The following is a 14,657-nucleotide window of genomic DNA, read 5'->3' on the forward strand; positions in this document are numbered from 1 at the left end:
AGAGAGGAGCGCAGCTATGCGTTCACATGGACACGACCACGGATACGGCCCCGGGCGCCGGGGCGCCGGCAGGGGGGACTCCGGCGGATCGCGTGCGGCTTTCGGGCCGTTCGGGCCGCCCTTCGGCGGCGGCCCCTTCGGCGGGGGGCCCTTCGGCCCCGGACGCGGCCGGGGTGGAGGCAGGGGCAGGGCGAGGCGTGGTGACGTACGCGCGTCCATCCTCGCGCTGCTCAAGGACCGCTCGATGCACGGCTACGAGATGATCCAGGAGATCGGCGACCGCAGCGGCGGGGCATGGAAGCCCAGCCCCGGTTCGGTCTACCCGACCCTTCAGATGCTGGAGGACGAAGGCCTCATCGTCAGCGTCAGCGAAGGCGGAAAGAAGCTGTTCACCCTCACCGACGAGGGCCGCGTGGAGGCCGAGTCCGGCTCCGAGGCGCCCTGGGAGGACGCGGGGCGAGGAGTCGACTGGGAAGGCATGAACGAGATCCGGCAGGCCGGATTCGGCCTGATGGAGGCGTTCGGCCAGGTCTGGAAGACCGGCTCGGCCGACCAGCGCCAGAAGGCGCTCACGGTGATCAACGACGCGCGTAAGAAGCTCTATCTGATCCTGGCCGACGAGAACTGACCCCGCCCGTCGGGGTGCTCATCGGCCGAGGACGGGCCCGCGGCACGGCTGCGGGCCCGTCGGCGCGCGTGCGTCGGAGCACCCGTCCCGGGGAGGGTGGTCCGGTTGTGAGGGGTTCGTGCGCCGGAGGCGCTTTCACCGCCGGGCTGCCGGCCTCCCGTGGCCCGTGGGGCGATCTCATCCTCCGGGATGAGGAACCCGTCCCCGCGCCCACCTTCCGCGGGATGCCCGGATGGGCCGCGCTGGTGACGCTTTCGCCTTCCGGTACTGATGGAGTGGAAGGGTGCACAACCGGACGCCATGGACACCCGAACAGGCCCCGCAGAACCACGCCGGCCCAGCTGCCGCACCGCTCACCGCCGAACTGGCCGTGGTGGTGACGGGAGCCCGCAGACGGGCGGTCCGCGACGGCGACCGCCACACCGACACCGCTCACCTCCTGCACTCCCTCATCGAATCCGACCCCGAGGTGAGAGAGGCGTTCGAGGGCGGTCCGCAACTGGCGAGGGTTCTCGGCTACCTGGTCCAGCGCAGCATCGGTTACGGGCTCCGCTGGCAGGGCGCGCAGGAGGATTCCGGCGCGTTCCGTGCTGTACGGGAACCGGGCACGGACGCCTGGTCGCCCTCGGCCACCGCCGCTCTGGAACGGGCGGCCCGGAGTGCGGGGCGGCGCGGGGACCCCTGTGCGGAGGGCCTGGACCTGCTTGCCGCCCTGATCGCGGACCCCGGGTGCCGAGCCGTCGAAGTGCTGGAGCGGGCGGGTGTGGACGTGACACCGCTCGCGGGACGGGTGGCGGGGCGGCTGGCTGTCCTCGGGCGGAGCGAGTGAGGGCGGCGGGCGCGAAGAGGGCCGGTCGGGGGGCGGATGCGGCGGGGACGGGTGGGACGGGAGCGGATATGACGGGGGCAGGGGCGACAGGGGCAGGGACGGTGGGGTGCCTCTATGTCTTTCGTCAAGGCAGCCTTGTCGGTTTTGGGGTGGTTGGGGGTGCTGGGGTCATGTGGCGAGCTCGACGGCCTTGGGCGTGCGAGATTCGTAGAAGGTGCCGTCGCGGAGCATGGCGAACAGGACGCTGATGCGTTGGCGGGCGAGGCGGAGGAGGGCTTGGGTGTGGGTCTTTCCGCGGGCTCGCTGGCGGTCGTAGTAGAGCCGGGAGGCGGGGTCGGCGTTCATGCAGGCGAAGGCGGACAGGAACATCGCTCGCTTCAGTTGCCGGTTTCCGCCTCGGGGTGCGTGTTCGCCGTGGATCGAGGTCCCGGAGGATCTGGTGGCGGGGGCGAGGCCGGCGTAGGAGGCGAGGTGGGCGGCGGTGGGGAAGCTGGTGCCGTCACCGACGGTGGTCAGCAGTACTGCGGCGGTCCTGACGCCGACGCCGGGCATCGAGGTCAGGACCTGGGAAAGAGGGTGGGCCTCCAGCAGGGTGTTGATCTGGGCTTCCAGGGCTCGGCGCTGTTCGTGGACGGCGGCGAGCGAGCGGGCCAGGGACGGGACCACGATGTCGAGGGTGCCGGTGCCGGGAACGGTCACGGTCTGCTCGTCCAGGGCGTCGAAGACGTCGTCGATCAGCCGCTGGGCCATGCGTGGGGCCTTGGGGCGGATGAGTTCGACGAGGCGGCGGCGGCCGGCTTTGCGCAGGGCGGCCGGGGATCCGTGGCGTTCCAGGAGCCAGGTGATGGCCTGGTGGTCCAGGCGGGGGCCCAGGACGCGTTCCAGGCTGGGGTGGAACTGGGTGAGCAGGCCGCGTATCCGGTTGCTGGTGCGGGTTGCTTCGGCGGCGAGGTCCTGGTCGAAGCCGGTCAGCACGGTCAGCTCGGCGGTGATCTCGTCGGTCAGCTCCAGCGAGCGCAGGGTGTGCGGCATGGTCCGTGCGGCGTCCGCGATGACGGCCGCGTCCTTGGCGTCGGTCTTGGCCTCGCCGGGGTAGAGGTCGGCGATCCGGCGCATGGCCAGGCCGGGCAGGTAGGCCACTTGGCAGCCCGCGTCGCGGGCGACGGCCAGCGGCAGAGCCCCGATGGAGGCGGGCTGGTCCACGATGACCAGGACGGCGCCGAACTTGTCTCGCAGCTTGTCGAACACGGCCCGCAGTTTCGGTTCGCTGTTGGGCAGCGGCTTGTCGAAGACCTTCTTCCCGGCCGGGGTCAGTCCGTGGCCGTGGTGGGCGGACTTGCCCACGTCCAGGCCGAGGAACACGCCCACGTCGTCGATCTCGAACATGCTGCCCTTACAGCGGTGTTGACGGTGCCGGCCTCGGCTCGGGTGTCGTGCTCGCGCATCCACGTTATGCAGACCTGCCGCCCGCGAACTGCCCGGCGTTGCGCCGGACCGGACGGTGGCCGGACCTCTCATCAGCGTCTCCGACGAACACCCCCGGACCCGGTGACACCACCCCCCAGGTCATACCTTCGACAGGGGGACACAGTCATGCCGGACCCGGAGGCCAGCGGCCCCATTGCAGGACCGCGAAAAAGATAACGGGGGGCGCGGGGACAGGTGTGACAGGGGTGACGCTCCTGACGCCGGCTGTCATGATGTGCCGATGCACGGGTCTCGGAGGAGCAGCGCGGGGCTGGGTCCGGCCCTCGTCTCGGCGTTCGCGTTCGGCGGTTCGGGGGTCGCGGCCAAGCCGCTGATCGAAGCGGGGCTCGGCCCGCTGCACGTGGTGTGGCTGCGGGTCGCCGGGGCCGCTCTCATCATGCTGCCCGTCGCCTGGCGGCACCGGGGTCTCGTACGTGAACGGCCCGCTCTGCTCGCCGGGTTCGGCCTGTTCGCCGTCGCGGGGGTACAGGCTTTCTACTTCGCGGCGCTCTCCCGTATCCCGGTCGGCGTCGCGCTGCTCGTCGAATACCTCGCACCGGCCCTGGTGCTCGGCTGGGTGCGCTTCGTGCAGCGCAGGCCCGTCACCCGGGCTTCGGCGGTCGGTGTGGTGCTGGCCGCCGGCGGGCTCGCCTGTGTCGTCGAGGTGTGGGCCGGCCTGAGCTTCGATGCCGTCGGCCTCCTGCTGGCTCTCGGGGCGGCCTGCTGCCAGGTCGGCTACTTCGTGCTGTCCGACCAGGGGAGCGGGGACGCCGGGGACGGGGGCGCCGGGCGGCCGGGACCGCCGGACCCGGTCGGCGTGATCGCTTACGGGCTGCTGGTGGGCGCGGTGGTGCTGACCGTCGTCGCCCGCCCGTGGGGCATGGAGTGGAGTGTGCTCGGTGGCCGCGCCACGATGAACGGCCATGGCGTCCCGGCCTGGCTGCTGCTCGGCTGGATCGTGCTGCTCGCCACCGTCCTCGCCTATGTCACCGGTGTGGTGTCCGTGCGGCTGCTGTCTCCCCAGGTGGCCGGAGTCGTCGCCTGCCTGGAGGCGGTCATCGCGACCGTCCTGGCCTGGGTGCTCCTGGGCGAGCACCTCTCCGCCCCCCAGCTCGCGGGTGGCGCGGTGGTGCTGACGGGGGCGTTCATCGCCCAGTCCTCGGCGCCGAAACCGCCCGCCGGGCCGGTGGCGTCGGGCCCGGGAGCGCTCGACACCCCGGAGGAGGGTCTGCCCGCCGGGTCCGGGGGCGGGCGGGCCCGGCCGTCGTCCTCGCCCTGACACAGGAGTCCGCGAAGCCCCGCACCGCACCGTGCCGGAGGGAGCAGCGGCGGAGGGCCGGGAGGGAGCTGCCGCCCCCGTCCAAGGTGTCTCAGAGGGAGCCGAGGTAGCCCGGTGCGGGAATCGCCGGGTCGAGGTCGTCGGCCGGCACGGGGGCCGCATGGCCACGGGTCAGCGGTACCACGCCCGCCCAGTACGGCAGGGAGAGGTCCGCCGGGTCGTCGTTGGGTCCGCCGGTGCGTACCTTCGCGGAGAGCTCGTCCAGGTCGAGACGGACGACCGCGGTGGCGGCGAGTTCCTTCGTGTCGGCGGGGCGGGAGTCGCGGGACCTCCCGGGCACCACCTGGTCGACGATGGCATCAAGGGCGATCCGCCGCTCGTCGGGGTCCGTCACCGTCACCGCGGTGCCGTGGACCACCACACAGCGGTAGTTGATGGAGTGGTGGAAGGCGGACCGGGCCAGGACCAGGCCGTCGACATGGGTGACCGTCAGGCAGACCGGCAGGCCGGGGTCCGCCGCCCCGGCCGCGTGCAGCGGACGCGAGCCGGTGGAACCGTGTACGTACAGCCGCTCACCGACCCGGGCGAAAAGAGTGGGCAGGACGACCGGGGCGCCGTCGCGTACGAAGCCGAGATGGCAGAGGTAGGCCTCGTCGAGTATCGAGTGGACCAGTTCCCTGTCGTACGAGGCGCGGGCGCGGCCCCGGCTCGGGACGGTGCGCCCGGTCGGTGTGTAAGGGGTCGCGGTCTCCTGGGAGGCGCTCACGGGCGCCGAGGTCTCCGACATTGCGAACTCCATTGCACTAGTGCATAATTATTTTTGTGCTAGGAGAGTATCGGATCGAAGGGCGCCGTGCATCCGAGATCGCCGCGAGCGTCGAGCGGGGAGTCGGTGACGGGGAACTGGCGCCGGGCCAACTGCTGCCGCCCATGCGCGAGCTGGCGAACACCTTGGGGGTCAACCCGAACACGGTGGCGGCCGCGTACCGGACGTTGCGGGAGCGCGGGGTCATCGAGACGGCGGGCCGCAAGGGGAGCCGGGTGCGTCCCCGGCCGGCGAGTACGGCGCGCGGGTCGCTCCGGATCGAGGCGCCGCCCGGGGTGCGGGACGTCGGCGAGGGGAGCCCGGACGCCACCCTGCTGCCGGATCTCGGCGAGGCGCTGGCGGCCGCCGCCGAGGACTACCGTGCCGGCCCCGGTCTGTACGGGGAGGAGGCGGTGCTGCCCGGACTCGCCCGCGCCGCACGGGCCGGGCTGGACGCGGACGGGGTGCCCGACGGCCCGGTGGTCGTGACTTCCGGCTCCCTCGACGCCGTCGAACGGGTGCTCGCCGTCCACCTCAAGCCCGGTGACGTGGTGGCGGTCGAGGATCCGGGCTGGGGATCGATGCTCGATCTCGTTCCCGCGCTCGGGCTGCGGGCGCGGCCGGTGGCGTTGGACCAGGACGGGCCGCTGCCCCAGGACGTGGAGCGCGCCCTGCGGGCCGGTGCCCGGGCCCTCGTGGTCACCGACCGGGCGCAGAACCCGACGGGGGCCTCGGTGAGCGCGGCGAGGGCACGGGAACTGCGGTCCGTGCTCGCCGGGTATCCGCAGGTCCTGCTGATCGAGGACGACCACGGCCACGCGATCGTCGATGTGCCGCTGTACCCTCTGGCCGGTGTCACCGAGCACTGGGCCTTCGTCCGGTCGGTGGCCAAGGCGTACGGTCCGGATCTGAGGGTCGCCGTCCTCACCGGGGACGCGCTGACCCTGGACCGGGTGGCCGGGCGCCAGCGGCTGGGGCCCGGGTGGGTGAGCCGGCTGCTGCAGCGGGCCGTGCTGCACCTGTGGGAGTCCGGGGCCGTCGATCCGGCCGCGGTCGCGCGTTCCTACGGGGAGCGGCGCCGGGCCCTGGTGGAGGCGCTGGAGAGGCGCGGGATCCCCGCGTACGGGCGGAGCGGAATGCACGTCTGGGTGCCGGTCGGTGACGAGACGGGCGCGGTGGCGCGACTGCTGCACGCCGGCTGGGCGGTGGCCCCGGGGGCGCGTTTCAGGCTGGCCTCCCCGCCGGGGGTGCGGCTGACCGTGTCCCGGCTGTCGGAGGCCGACATCGAGCCGCTGGCGGACGCCGTGGCGGCCGCGGCCGGACCGGTCCGGCCGGTCGGCTACGACTGAGGGTTCCTGACGGGACGGGTACCGCGGACCGGGCGGCCCGCCCCGTCAGGACGTCCGGGCGGGCGGCGGGGGAGCGGGGGAGCGGGGACGGGCGGGGCGGGAATCCGCGGGCGGGCCTGGGTGAGTGCCGCGCCCGCGAGCACCACCAGCGCGCCGACCGGGGTGTTCCAGCTCAGCCGCTCGCCGAGCAGGGCCACTCCGGCGGCCGTGGCGATGACGGGGATGAAGTAGGTGACCATCTGCGCCGTCGTCGGGCCGACCTCCTCGACGAGACCGTACTGGAGCAGTACGGCCAGGCCGGTTCCGAGGGCTCCCAGGGCGACGACGGCGAGTGTCGGCAGCAGCGGGAAGCGGCCGGGCGCCGAGGTGAAGAGCGGGGTGACCAGAGCCAGCTGGGCTGTGCCCAGGAAGAGCTGACTTCCCGTCAGGGCGAGTGTGGAGGACCCTGTGCCCGCCAGGGTGCGACGGACGTATATCCACCCGATCGGGTAGCTCAGGGACGCCAGCAGTGCCATCGACGTGCCGCCGAGGTCCAGCCCCGAGAAACCCTGCCAGGCGCCCAGCACGGTCAGCACCCCCAGGAAGCCGAGGCCGAGACCGGCGACACGGCGGCGGGTCGGCCGGTCCTCGGAGAGCGCGACCAGGGAGAGCGCCATGCCCCAGAGCGGAGAAGTCGCGTTGCAGATTCCCGCGAGGGTGGACGGGATGGTCAGCTCGGCGTACGCGAAGAGCGAGAACGGCAGAGCGTTCAGAAGGAACGCGGCGACGAAGAGGTGGCCCCAGACACGCGCCGAGCGGGGCAGCCGTTCCCGGCGCACCGCCATGGCGGCGGCGAGAACGGCGGTGCCGAAGACCAGGCGGCCGAGGGTGACCTGGAAAGGGGCGTACCCGTCGGTCCCGACCTTGATGAGCAGGAAGCTGAACCCCCAGATGAGCGAGAGTGCCGCGAACCGCAGGCGCCAGTCCACCGGGCGCCAGTCCACCGGGCGGCGGGCCGCCGGGTGACGGGCCGCCGGTGCGGTGGAACCGGCGGGCGGGGCGGGGGTTCCGGCGGGCGGAACGGCCGGCCGGGCGGCAGAGGTGCTCATGGGGCAACGATGACGCGCCTTTTCTCGTAGCACAAGTGAGACTTTGTTGCCGTGAAGGTGTAGAGTTGCTTACATGTTGAACCTGGAGCGCCTCCGTACGCTGGACGCCCTCGCCCGGCACGGCTCGGTGAGCGGGGCGGCCGACGGTCTGCACGTCACGACGTCCGCCGTCTCCCAGCAGATGTCCAAACTGGAGCGCGAGGTGGGCCAGCAGCTCCTTGCCAGGAACGGCCGGGGCGTCCGGCTCACCGACGCCGGCCGGCTGCTCGCCGACCACGCCGCCAAGATCCTTTCCCAGGTGGAGCTGGCGCAGTCCGACATCGAGGCGCAGCGGGGCGAGGTGGTCGGCGAGGTCGCCCTCGCGGCCTTCCCGACCGCGGCTCGCGGCCTGTTTCCCGCCGCTCTCACCATGCTCCGCGCCGATCACCCCGAACTCAGGGTGCGCACGGCGGAGATGGAGCCGGAGAGCGGGATCCGGGCGGTGCTCAGAGGCGACGTCGATCTGGCGGTGGTTCTCGACTGGAGCAACAAACGCCTGCCGGTGCCCGGAGGGCTGACCAAGGCGGAACTCCTGGACGACGCACCGGACATCGCCATGCCGGACGGTCATCCGCTCGCGGACCGCGCGGAAGTGGGCCTCGAGGACTTCGCCGACGACGACTGGGTGTCCTGGCCGGAGGGGGAGTTCTGCCACGACTGGCTGATGTTCACACTGCGTTCCAAGGGCATAGAGCCCCGTATCGCCCATCTGGCGGGGGAGCACCACACCCAGCTCGCGCTCATCGCCGCCGGTTTCGGCGTGTGCGTGGCGCCCAGGCTGGGGCGCGGGCCCGTTCCGGAAGGAGTGCGGCTCGTGCCTGTGCGGCAGACCATGCGCCGTCACGTCCACGCGATATGGCGCTCGGACGCGGACAGGAGGCCCTCGATCAGAGCGGCGGTGGAAGCGCTCCGCGGTGCGGGCCGTGCGCTGCACGAGCCCGTTCCGTAGCCACCGTGTCCCGGCCGCCGTCTCCGCCGGGCCGGTGCGTGCTCAGCCGAGGCCGGAGAGCTTGTGGAAGTCCCAGGACGCCACGGCCTCCGGGGTGAGCCGGAGCCAGGCGTGCCGGGCATCGTGCGGCATGACGTCCAGACCGAAGTACTTCGCGGCGAACAGCCTCTCCGGGCGGTCCAGCTCCGGACAGCTCTCGCCCGTACGGGGGACCCCGCCGACGGGTGAGACCGTGCCCGACAGCTCCACGCCGCGCAGTTCGCCGTACTCCACCCCGTCGTCCACGACCACCGCGATCCGCGGGTCGCGCCGGAGCTGCGCCCAACGCAGGCTCCGGGTCAGTGAGTAGAGCCAGAGGGATGTGCCGTCCCAGACGAACCACAACGCTCCGACGTGCGGTCTGCCGTCGGCCGACACCGTGGCCACCCGACAGGTGCGCTGCTGGGTGAGATAGGCATCCCGCTCCGCGTCGGTCATCATGATCCGGCGCCCGCGGCGCTGGGTGTGGGACACGGGAGGACTCTCCTCGGGCTTCGGGACCGCCGGTCCGGCCGCGGCGCGGAACGGCGGACCGGTTCGCAGCGGTCGGTGCACCGGACACCGCGACCGGCGCACCGGGCGCCGGGTACCCGAATCATGGGGCCTCGGCTGCGCACGGGCAATGGGCGCGGCATTTCGGATCCGCGCCCCGGCCACCCGCCCCGCCGTACTTCGCGTACCGCCGCCCGTGCCTGGCGCGGCGCGGGCGGCGGCGCCCCCGGCCTGCCGCGTCGGGGCGGGCCGGAGCGGGGCGGGCCGGGGCGTGGGTCCGGGTTGCTGTGGGCCCAGCCGGTTTCCCGGGCCGGCCCCTCGCGGCGGGGCCTCAGGAGGTACGGGAGCCGCCCTTCCGGGTGAGCAGCATGTCCAGATCGACGGCCTCGGCCATCGCGAGGGTCCCGGCGTCATTGGGATGCAGGCCGTCCCCGCTGTCGTAGGCGGGGGCCAGTGCCAGTGGATCGCCGGCCGAGGCGGTCGCCGCGGCGAAGTCGATGACGCCGTCGAAGGCGCCGGAGTCTCGGATCCAGTCGTTGACCGTGTCCCAGGTCGCCTGCCGTTCCGGGGTCCAGACGAACGAGTTCCGGAAAGGCAGCAGGGTGCCGCCGTAGACCGGGACACCGCTGCCGCGGACCTTCTCGATGAACGTCCGGTACCCGGCGATGATGTCTTCGGCGGACGCGCTGAAGCCGATGTCGTTGATGCCCTCCTGAAGGATGACCGCCCTGACACCGCTCTGTCCGAGTGCGTCGCGGCCGACCCGGGAGATTCCCGAAGGGCCGTAATAGGGCTCGCCTTCACGGTCGGCGATGAGCCTGTTGCCGCCCAAGCCCGCGTTGACCACGGCGAGCGTACGGCCGGGCCGGTCCTGCAGCCGGCGGGCGAGATGGTCCGGATAACGCTGGTTGGCGTTGCCGGTGGTGCTGGCGGTATCGGTGATGGAGTCCCCGAACGTCACGACCGTGCCGGCGGTACGGGCACTGCCGCGCACGTCCACACCGCTGACCAGCATCCAGCAGGGGGTACCGGAGAACCCGGTCCCGGCGGTGTCGGCAGCCGCGTCCCCGGCCGCCAGGTAGTTGCCCTGAGCGGTGAACGGATGGTTCGTCAGCGGGCCTGTCGCCTTGTCGACATGGATGCTCACCAGCAGCGTGGACAGCGCGGGCACCTTCAGGCGGACCGGATCGCTGTAGAGGTCTCCTCCGGCCGGAAGGGTGGTCCTGTGCCGGCCGTCGAAGGTCAGGGTCCGCAGGGAGCCGGACACGGCCGCGGCCCCGGACCGCTGGAGCGCGACCGTGACATGGTCCACGCTCACCGGCCGCGAGCCGAAGGTGTTGGCCAGCCGCACCCGGACGCTGTTGCCTCCGGCGCTGACGAACAGGACGTTGCGGACCGTTTGGTCCGCCAGGCCGGAGCCTGCCGGGCAGGTGTTGCCCGGGATCTCACTGCCCGCCACCTGGCTGGCGCCCCAGACGGTGGCCCAGCCGCCGCCGGAACCGTGGGCGGCGGCCGGCCGGGGGAGCAGGGTGACGGCCAGGGCGAGAGCGCCGACGGCGGCGAGGGGGAGCCGGACGGCGGAAACGCCGGTGAACCGGCGGACGAACCGGTTCGACGGTGCTCCCGGGCGGGCGGAGGGGGTTGGTGGCGTCGTCCGGCGGCGGAAGACGGAGGAAGGACGTAAACGCATGGGTGTTCTCTCCTGGCAGAGGCAGAGGCAGAGGCAGAGGCAGAGGCAGAGGGGCGAGGCGGGGAGGCCGTGTGCCGGGGTGGGCGCGGTGGGGTCGGCGGGATGTCCTCGCGGGGGTGGGCGAGGAGGGGTGAAAGAGCCCCGACAACGTTGTCCGGCGGGGCTCGCCGGGCGGATGCAAGCACCGTTCGGGCCGCCGGGTCAAGGGCGGGGGTTACCGGCGATGGCCGGATCGCAGCGGTCGTCGAACCGCTCAGGGCATGGCGTCGGGCGGGAGCACGGACCAGGCGCCGTCCGGTGTCAGACAGACGCCCGTGAGGTGCGCGGCCTCGCCGGAGGCGAGGAACACCGCAGCGGCGGCGACGTCCTCGGGGGCCTCTCCTGCACGGCTGAGCGGAAGGCGTTCCATGCTGCCGTGCGGCGGGCTGTCCGCCATACGGCCCCCCGTGGGCATGCGGCCCGTCACGGGAAGTCCCGCGCGGGAGCCACCGGTGCCGAACACACCGGGACCGACGCAGTTGACGCGGATGCCGTACGGGGCCCCCTCGGCCGCGAGCCGGCGGGTCAGCGCGACCACCGCATCACCGGAGGGCCGAAGGAGCGCGGTGCCCCGGTGGTGGAAGGGGCCGTCCGGACCGGCGGCCGAACCGTCGACGACCACGCAACCGCGGCTGCGGACCAGATGCGGCCAGGCGGGGCGAACAACCGGCAGGAGCAGGTCCATCGGGAGCGGGTCAGGCCGGTCCGTACCCGGTCGCTCCGCATCTGGCCGCTTCGCATCCGGTCGGTCCGCACCAGGCCGGTCCGCACCCGGTCGGTCCGAACCAGGCCGGTCCGTACCCGGTCGCTCCTCATCCGGCCGGCCCGTGCCCGGCCGCTCCGCACCAGGCCCGGCCGGGCTCCGCTCGTCCCGCCCCGTGGAGGCGCAGGGGCGGAGGCCGGCACGGGTGTGGACGATGTCGATACCGCCGAACGCGTCCGCGGCCTCCTCGACCCAGCCGCGGACGGACGCCTCGTCGGCGGGGTCCAAGGGCCCGGGAACGAGGGCCGTGCCGCCTTCCCGGGCGATGAGCCGCCGGGTCTCGACGGCCTCCTCGTGCGACGGGTCACCGGCCACGACCAGCGCGCCCTCGGCGGCGAAGCGCAGGGCCGCCGCGCGGCCCCGGCCCGGGGCGGTAGCGGGCACCAGGACCACCTTGCCCTCAAGGCGTCTCACCGTACGGCCCCGGGGAGCGGAGCGTCCGCGGCGGCCGGCCGCAGGGCGTCGGACACGGACTTGACGCCCCCGTGCGCCGTGAGGCCGCCGTCGACGGGGATCTCGGCACCGGTGATGAACGACGCCCGGCCGGACAGCAGGAAGACCACCAGCGGAGCGACCTCCTCCGCGCTACCGGTGCGCCCCAGCGGGGTCTCCCTCACATTGCTCTCCCGGAAGGCCGGAGCGGCCGAGGCGGTCATCTCGGTCTCGATGTAGCCGGGATGGACCGTGTTGACGCGGATGCCGCGCGGCCCCAGTTCCAGAGCCGCCGTCTTCGACAGGCCCCGCAGCGCCCACTTGCTGGTCGTGTACGCGACCGGGTAGTGGGCGGTGAGGGCCGCCGAGGAGCCCACGTTCACGATGGAGGAGCCCGGGGGCATCAGGGGCGTGAGGTACTGGATGCCCAGGAGCGGGCCGGTGACGTTGACCGCGTGGACGCGTGCCATGTCCTCGGGGCGTACGTCGCCGACGCGGGCGCGCCAGGTGACACCGGCGTTGTTGACCAGCCCGTGCACCTGGCCGTACGTCTCGCGCAGTTCGGCGGCGAGCGCGGCCCAGTCCTCCTCGCTGGTGACGTCCAGGGCGCGGCAGCCGTCCACCGGCCGGGCGTCGGTCGCGACGACGTGCGCGCCCTCGCGGGCGAGGGCGGCCGCCTCTGCGGCGCCCTGGCCGCGGGCCGCGCCGGTCACGACGACGACCTTGCCGAGCAGGTCCCCGGTACGCGGGGCGGTCACGGCCGGGACCGGTCGCGGCGCCGGCCGGCCGGCAGCGGGTGGGGTTCGACGCCCGGGACCACGGTGCTGGTGAGTGTGCCGATGCCCTCGACGGTCAGGCTGACGACGTCACCCGGCCGCAGCGGGCGAGGGGTCTGCTCGCCGCGCAGGCCCCAGAGCTCCGCGAGGCAGCCCCCGTTGCCGCACGTGCCCGACCCGAGCACGTCGCCCGGCACCACCCGGGTGCCACGGGACGCGTAGGCGGTCATCTCCTCGAAGGTCCAGCTCATGTTGGACAGCAGGTCCTTCCCGACCGTCTCACCGTTGATCTCGGCGGTGAGCGCCAGGCGCAGGAAGCCGTCGGCGTCCCGGTACGGTTCCAGTTCGTCGGCGGTGACCAGGCAGGGGCCCAGGGTGGTGGCCGTGTCCTTGCCCTTGCAGGGGCCGAGGCCGACCTTCATCTCGGCGGACTGCAGGTCGCGGGCGGACCAGTCGTTGAAGACGGTGTAGCCGACGATGTGGTCGCGGGCCTGCTCCGGTGTGAGGTCGCCGCCCTCGCGGCCGATGACGGCACCGACCTCGAGTTCGAAGTCCAGGACGGACGAGCCGGGCGGCACGGGCACGTCCTGGCCGGGGCCGTAGATCGCGTGGGGGTTGGTGAAGTAGAAGGTCGGGGCCTCGTACCACTGGCCGGGGACCCCCGCGACACCGTCGACGGACCGGCGTACGCCCTCGACGTGTTCCTCGAAGGTGACGAAGTCGCGTACGGACGCGGGCTGGAGGGGCGGGAGCAGCCGCACCCGGGAGACATGGGGCCCGGCGGGCACGTCGAGGGCCGCCGCCCCCGCGGCGAGCAGTCCGGGCAGACCGCCGGTCTCCTGGAGAAGCGTGGTGAGTGAGGAGACGCCGGGCAGGGGGAGCAGGGTGCCGTCCTCTTCCATGACGGCCACGCGGCGGCGGTGCTGGTACTCGTAGGCGACGAAACGCACGGTACGGCTCCTGGTGGGGAGAGGGCCGGCGGCGTGGGACGGAAGGCCACGCCGCCGGCCCCGGACGGGCGGAGAGGTGAACGGGGAGGGGCGGGGGAGGGATCAGACGGGCGGGGCGACGAACACGCCGCGGTCGGGGTCGTTGAACGACTCCTTGGCGACGAGTTCGTTCATCGGGTTGGCGGTGCCCCACTGGTCGGTGACCTCGGGCCGGGAGAAGTCGTAGACGTGGGGGTGCCAGGTGTCCTCGTCCAGCAGCTCCAGCTCGGTGGTGTACTCGACGGTGTTGCCGTGCGGGTCGAGGAAGTAGGTGAAGGTGTTGTCCCCGGCCATGTGCCGTCCCGGACCCCACACCTTCTTGAAGCCCGCCCGGATGACCCGCCCGGAACCGCGCATGTACTCGTCGAGGCCGCGCATCTCGAAGGAGATGTGGTGCAGGGAGGTGTGCGGGCCCTGTGCGATCGCCATGGAGTGGTGCTGGTTGCTGATCCGCATGAAGTGCATGACCTCGCCCATGTGCGGCGAGCTGAGCGTGTCGGAGAGGGCGAAGCCGAGGTGGCGCTCGTACCACTCGCGGGTGCGGTTGAGATCGGGGGAGTTGAGGACGACGTGGGAGAGCTTGACCGGGATGGCCTCCTTCTCCTCGATCCTGCGGTGCTGCCGGACCTCGACGTCGGCCAGGACCTCGATGGTGCGGCCGTCCACGTCGAAGAAGCGGAAGCCGTACCCGCCGCCGGGGGTGTCCACCTTGCCGGGCCGGGAGATCAGCCGGACGTCTCCCGCGAGGAGCCGTTCGGCGAGGGTGTCCACGTCCTCGGGGCTCGCGGCGCCGTAGGAGACGAGGTCGAGGCGCTTCTCCTCCGCCTTCCGCAGACGTACGACGTACTGCTCGGGGGACCCCTCGGCGGCGAGGAAGGAGATACCGGAGTCCTCGGCGACCTTGGTCAGCCCCCAGACCCCGCCGTAGAAGTCGAGCTGCTTCTCGTAGTCCGGCACGGCCAGGTCGACGTGCCGCAGATGGGTGAGCAGACGTGCGCTCATGA

General features: G+C 72.8%; 14 protein-coding genes. 5 read left to right on the forward strand and 9 right to left on the reverse strand.

Features of this window, described 5'->3' with window-relative positions:
• The first annotated feature begins 16 nt into the window (after nucleotides 1-16).
• Complete coding sequence (locus CP967_RS29690) at nucleotides 17-628, forward strand: PadR family transcriptional regulator (RefSeq protein WP_150490917.1); 612 nt, start codon at nucleotides 17-19, stop codon at nucleotides 626-628.
• Nucleotides 629-911: 283 nt separating this feature from the next.
• On the forward strand, nucleotides 912-1,457 hold the full coding sequence (locus CP967_RS29695) for a Clp protease N-terminal domain-containing protein (RefSeq protein ID WP_150490918.1): 546 nt from the start codon (nucleotides 912-914) through the stop codon (nucleotides 1,455-1,457).
• A gap of 168 nt (nucleotides 1,458-1,625) precedes the next feature.
• Here the strand turns inward: CP967_RS29695 and CP967_RS29700 are convergent, their stop codons facing one another.
• Nucleotides 1,626-2,843: an IS110 family RNA-guided transposase gene (locus tag CP967_RS29700; RefSeq protein WP_150490919.1), complete on the reverse strand. Its 1,218-nt coding sequence runs from the start codon at nucleotides 2,841-2,843 to the stop codon at nucleotides 1,626-1,628.
• 322 nt (nucleotides 2,844-3,165) lie between these two features.
• Here CP967_RS29700 and CP967_RS29705 point away from each other — a divergent pair, with 322 nt between their 5' ends.
• Nucleotides 3,166-4,203, forward strand: coding sequence for an EamA family transporter (locus CP967_RS29705; RefSeq protein ID WP_150490920.1), 1,038 nt, complete (start codon nucleotides 3,166-3,168; stop codon nucleotides 4,201-4,203).
• Nucleotides 4,204-4,294: 91 nt separating this feature from the next.
• On the opposite strand, the gene CP967_RS29710 is transcribed toward CP967_RS29705, so the two are convergent.
• The gene (locus CP967_RS29710; protein ID WP_150490921.1) at nucleotides 4,295-4,990 is read right to left on the reverse strand and encodes a pyridoxamine 5'-phosphate oxidase family protein; all 696 of its coding nucleotides are present in this window, start codon (nucleotides 4,988-4,990) and stop codon (nucleotides 4,295-4,297) included.
• 35 nt (nucleotides 4,991-5,025) lie between these two features.
• On the opposite strand from CP967_RS29710, the gene CP967_RS29715 reads away from it, so the two are divergent.
• Nucleotides 5,026-6,357, forward strand: coding sequence for an aminotransferase class I/II-fold pyridoxal phosphate-dependent enzyme (locus CP967_RS29715; RefSeq protein ID WP_150490922.1), 1,332 nt, complete (start codon nucleotides 5,026-5,028; stop codon nucleotides 6,355-6,357).
• On the opposite strand, the gene CP967_RS29720 is transcribed toward CP967_RS29715, so the two are convergent.
• A complete protein-coding gene (locus tag CP967_RS29720) occupies nucleotides 6,348-7,445 on the reverse strand; it encodes a DMT family transporter (RefSeq protein WP_150490923.1) in 1,098 nt (365 codons plus the stop codon). The two genes, CP967_RS29715 and CP967_RS29720, sit on opposite strands and share 10 nt — an antisense overlap.
• A 73-nt stretch (nucleotides 7,446-7,518) precedes the next feature.
• Between CP967_RS29720 and CP967_RS29725 the strand changes: the two genes are divergently transcribed.
• The gene (locus CP967_RS29725; RefSeq protein ID WP_150490924.1) at nucleotides 7,519-8,433 is read left to right on the forward strand and encodes a LysR family transcriptional regulator; all 915 of its coding nucleotides are present in this window, start codon (nucleotides 7,519-7,521) and stop codon (nucleotides 8,431-8,433) included.
• Nucleotides 8,434-8,475: 42 nt separating this feature from the next.
• On the opposite strand, the gene CP967_RS29730 is transcribed toward CP967_RS29725, so the two are convergent.
• The 6 genes from CP967_RS29730 to CP967_RS29760 all read right to left on the reverse strand — a co-directional run bounded on the left by CP967_RS29730 (nucleotide 8,476) and on the right by CP967_RS29760 (nucleotide 14,655).
• Nucleotides 8,476-8,946 carry a pyridoxamine 5'-phosphate oxidase family protein gene (locus tag CP967_RS29730; protein ID WP_150490925.1) on the reverse strand — a complete coding sequence of 157 codons (471 nt, stop codon included), beginning with the start codon at nucleotides 8,944-8,946 and terminating at the stop codon, nucleotides 8,476-8,478.
• A gap of 349 nt (nucleotides 8,947-9,295) precedes the next feature.
• A complete protein-coding gene (locus CP967_RS29735) occupies nucleotides 9,296-10,654 on the reverse strand; it encodes an SGNH/GDSL hydrolase family protein (RefSeq protein WP_150490926.1) in 1,359 nt (452 codons plus the stop codon).
• 253 nt (nucleotides 10,655-10,907) lie between these two features.
• The gene (locus CP967_RS35165; protein ID WP_280116540.1) at nucleotides 10,908-11,840 is read right to left on the reverse strand and encodes an SDR family NAD(P)-dependent oxidoreductase; all 933 of its coding nucleotides are present in this window, start codon (nucleotides 11,838-11,840) and stop codon (nucleotides 10,908-10,910) included.
• A 26-nt stretch (nucleotides 11,841-11,866) separates the two neighbouring features.
• Nucleotides 11,867-12,646 carry an SDR family NAD(P)-dependent oxidoreductase gene (locus CP967_RS29750; RefSeq protein WP_150490928.1) on the reverse strand — a complete coding sequence of 260 codons (780 nt, stop codon included), beginning with the start codon at nucleotides 12,644-12,646 and terminating at the stop codon, nucleotides 11,867-11,869.
• Nucleotides 12,643-13,614, reverse strand: coding sequence for a fumarylacetoacetate hydrolase family protein (locus tag CP967_RS29755; protein WP_150490929.1), 972 nt, complete (start codon nucleotides 13,612-13,614; stop codon nucleotides 12,643-12,645). Before CP967_RS29755 ends, CP967_RS29750 begins: the two co-directional genes overlap by 4 nt.
• A 102-nt stretch (nucleotides 13,615-13,716) precedes the next feature.
• Complete coding sequence (locus CP967_RS29760) at nucleotides 13,717-14,655, reverse strand: VOC family protein (RefSeq protein WP_150490930.1); 939 nt, start codon at nucleotides 14,653-14,655, stop codon at nucleotides 13,717-13,719.
• Nucleotides 14,656-14,657: the final 2 nt, after the last annotated feature.

The sequence above is a fragment of the Streptomyces nitrosporeus genome (assembly GCF_008704555.1).
Classification (GTDB): domain Bacteria; phylum Actinomycetota; class Actinomycetes; order Streptomycetales; family Streptomycetaceae; genus Streptomyces; species Streptomyces nitrosporeus.